This window comes from Cupriavidus sp. 05N40, assembly GCF_056397305.1.
This window is the reverse complement of record NZ_JBFTND010000335.1, coordinates 1-5,404: the sequence shown is the minus strand read 5'-3', so window position 1 is coordinate 5,404 and position 5,404 is coordinate 1. Positions and strand designations below refer to the sequence as shown.

Genomic DNA, 5,404 nt, shown 5'->3' with positions numbered 1-5,404 from the left:
GACCGATACCGGCGGCGGCACGTCGTCCCCATCCTTCGGGTCCGTCTTGTCGCGCCACTTCGCCGGCTGGCGGTTCTTCAGCCAGATGAACGCCGCCGCGGTGTCAGGCGGGTAGTACTTCCGGATCTTGGTCTTGCGGATCTTGCCGCCCACCACCCGGATGTCGAGATCGTCGTGCTCGAAGCCACATGCGCGCTGGTAGAGCCGCTCCGCCACGTTGGCGTCGGCCAGCGACTTGCCCATTTTTATGGCGAGCAGGAACTCGGGGTAGTCGGCGCTCCACTTCCGCAGGGTGGCGGTGCTCACGCCAAAGAAGTCGGCGAGCTCGTCATTGGTGGCGCCGAGTAGGGTCAGCTTCCGGGCTTGCTCAGCAAACTCCGGCTTGAAACTGGAAGGTCTTGCCATATGCGCGGTCCCTCAGGGAACGACGCCGCCGGCATCGACTCCGCGTGTGTGAGATTGGGGGGGTGCCGCTGCCCGTCGCCAGAAAGCCCCACTGCGGGGGAGGAGACATGGCTTACGCTCACGTCAGCGGCTGCCGGTGTTTTGCCCCACCGCCGGCCGGGGGTGACCTCGACTGTTATCGAGACGGTTGTGCCCGCAGGGACACGAATTCAGGATTGGGGCTCGGTGCTGTCGCCCAGGGGATGCGGTTCTGCCGCGATGGCCGGGCAGCACGCGGCCCTATTCACAAGAAATGAGATCCGTTGCGCAGTGTGTTCGACTCCACCGTTGGGAACAGCATAACTCTCGCCCGAGCATGTAACCTCGATACCGTACCGAGTCTCTTTTAGGCTCACATCGACCGTCATTTCAACGGTGCCAACGCTCTGAATATAGCATTCGACAAGGATAGCGAAATCGAGTCCGCCATCACCCCTGAACTCGGTAAGTTCGTGCCTCGATTTGACCTTGTGGACGCTGCCGCTCTCGTTGTTTGCCAGGAAGACGAGTTCAGGCGCAACATCGAGAGCCTCAGCTGCTGCCTTCCTCACCTCCTCCGCTTGGCTTCGGAGGTCGTCAATCGTCTTTGCCGCTTTGGTCACGGCGTAGCCTAGGCTAGTTCTTGCTGATTCGAATGTTCCCACCAGGTCTTCTCCTCATTTGTCGGAGGAAAGATTCTAGCGGAACGAACGCGTGCGCCCAGCGAAGTCCAGTCGACCCGCGATAGGACCGCCCAATTGAAAAAGCCCGCTGGGCGAGCCATGCGGGCTTTTGTGACTCTGGTGGCGAGTCTGGACAAATACTATGCCAACTGTCCCAGAAACTCAAGCTGCCTGTAAGGAATCGTCCTCGATCACGCCGTGAGCCCGGAAACTGTCCGTCAGCGTCTCGTCGGCCCGCTGCTCCAGCGCCCGCAGGTGGGCGACCAACACCTTGTTCGCCCGCTCATAGGTGCTCTTGCTTCCGCCGCACTCGGCCGCGATCTGCCGGAACGAGAAATCCTGATCCGCCCTCTCCCGCCCCGCGTACCGACGCCAGACCAGCGCCAGCATGGCCAAGTCGTTGCCCACGCCGATCAGGCCCTGGTAGTAGCCGGCCAGGCCACGCACGCCGGCGGCGCGCTCGAGCTGGTAGGCATACCGCGCCCAGATGACGTTGCGCTCTGGCTCCGGCAACCGGTCGCGCACGGCCGCCGTGATCATGCTGCACTGCGCGCGGATCTCGTCCGGCGACAGCCCGCTGAAGTTGATCGTGCTGCCGCTGGCCACGCCGCGCAGTTGCTGCAGCCATACATCCTGCTGGCGGGTCGGGTGGTCCAGGTCCTCCAGCAGCCGGATCAGCATGTTCCGGAATGGCGCGCCCTGCCGCGGCGGCATGGACAGCACCAGGTAGGCCACATGGAGCGCCTGGCTCGTCGTCTTGAAAATCGCTTCCGTCATCCCCTCTCCCCGTAGAACTGGCAACGCTTGCCGTGGTTCCTTCGTTTGCCGCCCCGCAGCAGCTTCGTGCAGACCGTGTGCGTCGTGCCCATCAGCCGCGCAGTCTTCTCGTAGACGCAGCCCTTGCAGCTGCGCGCCTCGTTGCGCTCGTAGACCTCGGCCGGGTCCCGGAACATGTGGGCCGGCAGGGTCATCCGTGGACCCCGTCAAAGCTGACCCCGAACTCATTCGCCGCATGAGCCTGGACCTTAGTCACGTACTCGCTGAACTCCGCCACCGAGAATTCCGATGTCGACTTGCGGCGCGTGAAGAGCCGGCCGTCGGGCAGCGCGATCTCCACCTTCGGCGCGAACAGGTCGGCGAAGTACTCGTGCCAGGTGGCGCGCTTGAACTGCTGCCCATCGATCCAAGCCTGTTCCTCGACGTCGCGTAGCACCGGCCCGAAGTAGAAGCCGTTCTGCTCCGTGGTGCGCCGACGCTCTTCGGCCGTCACGATGATCCGCAGTGGCTTGCCTTTCTCGGCGAACGCCGCCGCGTTGGCCTTGATGAACGCCAGAACCGTCGGCCAGATGCCCGGGCTCTTCAGCGTGAACTCGCGGTACAGGGTGCTCATCAGCCCTTCCTCCCCCACGACCAGAGCAGCAGCCCGCCCATGAGCACCAGCACCACGACAACCCAGCCCATCATGTAATCGTCCATCAGGACACCTCCATCTCGTCTTCAGGCACATCGATGCGGTGCTGCACACAGGGCAGCGCGATGTCGACCAGCTCGATGCCCCACACGTCGAGCAGCGCGGAGAATCCTGCGCCACCACCCACAAAGCGAACGTGCTTCCCTGGCTCCATCGGCTGGTAGGCCTGCATCGCCTTCTCATCAATGCACGTCCAGACCATGGCCGCATTGCCGCGCCCATTGGGACGCACCATTTCGAACGAGATCATCCCGCGCTGGCTCATCCGCTTGAGTGCATCGCTCGTCCCCTGGCGCGTGTAGCCGCCGCGCTCGGAGAACGTTGAGGCCACCACCTTCTCGCCACGCAGGAAGGCGGCTCGCAGCGCCTGGGAGAGCGGCACGGCCGGCGCGGACTGTGCTGGTGCCGGCCGCGAACGCGGCTTCCAGTTCCGCATTTCCTCCATGCTGATGCAAACCAGCAGTCCGCCGATCCTGGTGCCGTTGGGTTGTTCTTCCCGGAGCAGCCCGGCGAAGTGCTCCCTCAGAGCGTTGCACACCGCCACCCGGGAGACTCCGATGCGCTTGGCGAACTCGGGCGGCGCGATCTTCTCGCCGCGGAGGAAGGCGGCGTGCAGCAGCTCCGCGACAGTGGCTTTCGGTTCGGTGTCCATCACGCTGCCTCCCCGAACAGTCCAGCCTGCGGCGAGTCCGTCATGAGCGGCGTGATCGTAACCACCAGGCGCGCGTCGCCGTCCGGCTCTGCCCGCTCGGCGGAGATCCGGCGCACCTGCCAGCCGTCGTCCTGGATCACCACACCCTTCAGCGCGTCCAGTAGCACCTTCTGCGCGTTGTCCAAGTCGATGCACTGCACGCCGTCGTCCCAATGCAGCGGGTCCTTGGCCATGCGCTTCTGCCAGTCCAGCGGGCGCTTCGGGAACAGCCTGTAGGCGATGGCAACGCGGCAGGCCAGCGGCGCGCGGACGCCGGCGGCCTTGGCCAGCCAGCCCACTTCGGTCTTGTAATCCTTGGCCTCCTGGCTCAGCGTCGTCACCGGCGCCTTGAAGCCCTTGGGCATGTAGGTGCGCCAGTAGCGGTTGGCGCTCACGGGATACGGCAGGGTCAGGATGATCTGGGTCATGGTTTCCTCACAGGTCTGCGGCAATGCCGCGCTTGCGCACGGCCGGGCCCGCCGACAGCATCGGCAGCGGCCCGGTCCATTCTTCGAACTTGGTCACGGCGCCGCGGTAGAGCAACGGCACGTCGCTGAGCGCGCCGTTGCGCTGCTTGCGGATCAGCACCTCGGCGTAGCCCTTCAGCTCGGTGTTGTTCGGCTCGTACATCTCCGGCCGGTGCACGAACATCACCACGTCGGCGTCCTGCTCGATGTCGCCCGAGTCGCGCAGGTCGGACAGGATCGGCTTCCGGTCCGGGCGGTCTTCGTTCTTGCGGCTGAGCTGCGCGAGCGCCACCACCGGCACGTTCAGTTCCTTGGCCAGCGCCTTCAGCCCGCGCGAGTAGGCGCCGATCTGCTGCGTGCGCATCTTTTCCTCGCCGCCAGTCATCAGGCCGAGGTAGTCGACGATCAGCACGTCCAGGCCGTGCTTGCGCTGGTGGGCCTTCGCCTTCATCCGCACCTCGAGCAGCGTCAGCGCAGGCGAGTCGTCGACCGCAAAGTTGAGCCCGTCGATGTGCTGGATCGATGCGGTCAGCTTCTGCCACGAGGTGGTGTCGTTCGGGTTGAGGCGGCCCAACAGGTGCGACAGCGCGATGTCGCCGCGGCTGGCCACCGAGCGCGCGACGATCTCCTGGTCGGACATCTCCATCGACAGGAGCAGCACGCCGTAGTCGGTCGAGATGTTCAGGCCGATGTCGGTGGTCAGCGCCGTCTTGCCCATCGAAGGCCGGCCGGCGACGATCACCAGGTTGCCCCGGCGCAGGCCGCCGTTCAGTGCACGGTCGAGCGAATCCAGCCCGGTCGAGATCGCCGTCTCGCCGCTGCCGTGAGCGCGGGCGTCGACGGCATCGCAGAACTCGGCCATCAGCTCGCGCAGCATCTTGGGCTCGCGGCGCACGCCGATTTGCGCCAGGCCGGACAGCAGTGCCTGTGCGCGATCGAGGATCTCCGCGCCCTTCAATGCGCTCGGGGTCTCGACCATCTCGAGCACCTTGCGCGCTGCGCTGGCGGTCTCGCGCAGCATGGCGCGGTCGCGCACGATCTCGGCATAGCGCGAGATATTCGCGGCGCTGGGCGTGCGATGCGCCAGCTCGGTGAGGTACGGCAGGCCGCCCACGCGCTCGGCCCGCCCTTCCGACTGCAGGCGCTCGAACACGGTCACCACGTCGGCAGGACGGTTCGAAACAACGAGCTGCAGGATGGCCACGAAGACGGCGCGGTGGTCCTCGCGGTAGAAGTGCGCCGGGTCGAGGCCGTTGATGCGGTCGACGGCATTGTTGTCGAGCAGCAGGCCGCCCAGCACCGCCTGCTCGGCTTCCACGCTGAACAGCGCGCGCGCCTGGGGGAAGTCCTCGGGCGTGTTCATGCTGCTGCGTCCTCGTGGTACTGCCCCTCGCGGATCTTGGCGAAGTTCTCAGCCTTGACGATCCAGTCCAAGCTGACCAGGAAGGGCTTTCGGCCATCGCGCGGCGAAACCTTGCCGGTCAGGAATGCAGAGCCGGCGACATAGCCAAAGAACCGGCGCCAGTACTCGAGGTTTTGCCGCTTGGGGTCTTCGTTCCACCGGGTGCGCAGATGGGCAGCTCGAGCAGGCGTCCAGTCACGAACCGCACGGCCCATCGGCAGCAGCTCGTGGTAGAGCCCGATGATTTCCTGATGCGGGCAGTCAGGG

The 5,404-nt window shown here is 65.4% G+C and carries 8 protein-coding genes and 1 pseudogene; all 9 read right to left on the bottom strand.

Going from position 1 to position 5,404, the window contains the following annotated elements; genetic code table 11:
- The coding region (locus AC1DO7_RS39450) for a terminase (protein WP_477117432.1) at positions 1–405 on the bottom strand (405 nt) is incomplete at its 3' end.
- A gap of 209 nt (positions 406–614) precedes the next feature.
- On the bottom strand, positions 615–1,088 hold the full coding sequence (locus tag AC1DO7_RS39445; RefSeq protein ID WP_477117431.1) for a hypothetical protein: 474 nt from the start codon (positions 1,086–1,088) through the stop codon (positions 615–617).
- A 180-nt stretch (positions 1,089–1,268) separates the two neighbouring features.
- Entirely contained in the window at positions 1,269–1,883 is a 615-nt protein-coding gene (locus AC1DO7_RS39440; RefSeq protein WP_441616353.1) for a hypothetical protein, read from the bottom strand.
- Positions 1,880–2,077 (bottom strand): hypothetical protein, encoded by a 198-nt coding sequence (locus AC1DO7_RS39435; protein WP_441616355.1) that lies wholly within the window; start codon positions 2,075–2,077, stop codon positions 1,880–1,882. The genes AC1DO7_RS39440 and AC1DO7_RS39435 overlap by 4 nt, the downstream gene beginning before the upstream one ends.
- Positions 2,074–2,496 carry a recombination protein NinB gene (locus AC1DO7_RS39430; RefSeq protein WP_441616357.1) on the bottom strand — a complete coding sequence of 141 codons (423 nt, stop codon included), beginning with the start codon at positions 2,494–2,496 and terminating at the stop codon, positions 2,074–2,076. Before AC1DO7_RS39430 ends, AC1DO7_RS39435 begins: the two co-directional genes overlap by 4 nt.
- Positions 2,497–2,581: 85 nt before the next feature.
- Entirely contained in the window at positions 2,582–3,229 is a 648-nt protein-coding gene (locus tag AC1DO7_RS39425; protein ID WP_441616359.1) for a hypothetical protein, read from the bottom strand.
- Positions 3,229–3,696 carry a RusA family crossover junction endodeoxyribonuclease gene (locus tag AC1DO7_RS39420; protein WP_441616361.1) on the bottom strand — a complete coding sequence of 156 codons (468 nt, stop codon included), beginning with the start codon at positions 3,694–3,696 and terminating at the stop codon, positions 3,229–3,231. Before AC1DO7_RS39420 ends, AC1DO7_RS39425 begins: the two co-directional genes overlap by 1 nt.
- A gap of 7 nt (positions 3,697–3,703) precedes the next feature.
- Positions 3,704–5,098: a replicative DNA helicase gene (gene dnaB / locus AC1DO7_RS39415; protein ID WP_441616363.1), complete on the bottom strand. Its 1,395-nt coding sequence runs from the start codon at positions 5,096–5,098 to the stop codon at positions 3,704–3,706.
- Positions 5,095–5,404: pseudogene (locus AC1DO7_RS39410) on the bottom strand (hypothetical protein); the annotation flags it as partial. The gene dnaB and the pseudogene AC1DO7_RS39410, both read right to left, overlap by 4 nt.

What these genes read in the sequence shown, in the direction of transcription:
- AC1DO7_RS39440 (WP_441616353.1), bottom strand. Translation starts at nt 1,883, where the DNA reads ATGACGGAAGCGATTTTCAAGACGACGAGCCAGGCGCTCCATGTGGCC.
- AC1DO7_RS39435 (WP_441616355.1), bottom strand. Translation starts at nt 2,077, where the DNA reads ATGACCCTGCCGGCCCACATGTTCCGGGACCCGGCCGAGGTCTACGAG.
- AC1DO7_RS39430 (WP_441616357.1), bottom strand. Translation starts at nt 2,496, where the DNA reads ATGAGCACCCTGTACCGCGAGTTCACGCTGAAGAGCCCGGGCATCTGG.
- AC1DO7_RS39425 (WP_441616359.1), bottom strand. Translation starts at nt 3,229, where the DNA reads ATGGACACCGAACCGAAAGCCACTGTCGCGGAGCTGCTGCACGCCGCC.
- AC1DO7_RS39420 (WP_441616361.1), bottom strand. Translation starts at nt 3,696, where the DNA reads ATGACCCAGATCATCCTGACCCTGCCGTATCCCGTGAGCGCCAACCGC.
- dnaB (WP_441616363.1), bottom strand. Translation starts at nt 5,098, where the DNA reads ATGAACACGCCCGAGGACTTCCCCCAGGCGCGCGCGCTGTTCAGCGTG.